At 63.4% G+C, this 812-nt stretch carries 1 protein-coding gene; it reads left to right on the plus strand.

The genetic code is table 11. From position 1 onward, the window contains the following. On the plus strand, positions 1-812 hold an 812-nt coding region (locus ACFFNX_RS51610; protein ID WP_378213844.1), incomplete at both ends, for a carbohydrate ABC transporter permease.

Consider the following 812-nt stretch of genomic DNA (forward strand, 5'->3'; position numbering starts at 1 on the left):
TCGCGTGTTGGTGGTGGTGTGGTCCAGGTCGTGTTGATCCTGGTCGCGGTGGTGTGGCTGGTGCCGACGCTGGGGTTGTTCGTGGCGTCGTTGCGGTCGCAGCAGGATGACAACTCTTCGGGCTGGTGGCATGTGTTCACCGCGCCGTCGCAGTTGACGTTCAAGGCCTACGGCGATCTTCTGGCGAAGCCGGATTTCGTGGACTCGTTCTGGAACACGGTGTTGATCGCGGTTCCGGCGACGTTGCTGGTGGTGGGGATCGCCTCGCTGGCGGCGTACGCGTTCGCGTGGCTGGAGTTTCCCGGTCGTGACTGGTTGTTCTTGATCGTGGTGGCGTTGCTGGTCGTTCCGGTGCAGGTCGGGTTGATCCCGGTCGCGAGGCTGTACGGGTGGCTGGGGGTCTTCGGGTCGATCCCGAGTGTGGTGGCCTTCCACGTGGCGTTCGGGTTGCCGTTCGCGATCTTCTTGCTGCGGAACTTCTTCGCCGGGATCCCGCGGGATCTGCTGGAGGCGGCGCGGATGGATGGTGGTAAGGAGTGGACGATCTTCATCAAGGTGATCTTCCCGCTGGGCGGGCCCGCGATCGCTTCGCTGGGGATCTTCCAGTTCCTGTGGGTCTGGAACGACATGCTGGTGTCGCTGGTGTTCGCCAACACCAGTTCCCAGCCGATGACCAAGTGGTTGCAGTCCCAGATGCGGCAGTTCACCGGCAACATCGACATCCTCGCGCCGGGCGCGTTCTTGTCGCTGGTCGTCCCGCTGGTCGTCTTCTTCGCCTTCCAGCGTTACTTCGTCCAAGGCGTCCTGGCCGG

Source organism: Actinoallomurus acaciae (genome assembly GCF_042429965.1).
GTDB classification, from domain to species: domain Bacteria; phylum Actinomycetota; class Actinomycetes; order Streptosporangiales; family Streptosporangiaceae; genus Actinoallomurus; species Actinoallomurus acaciae.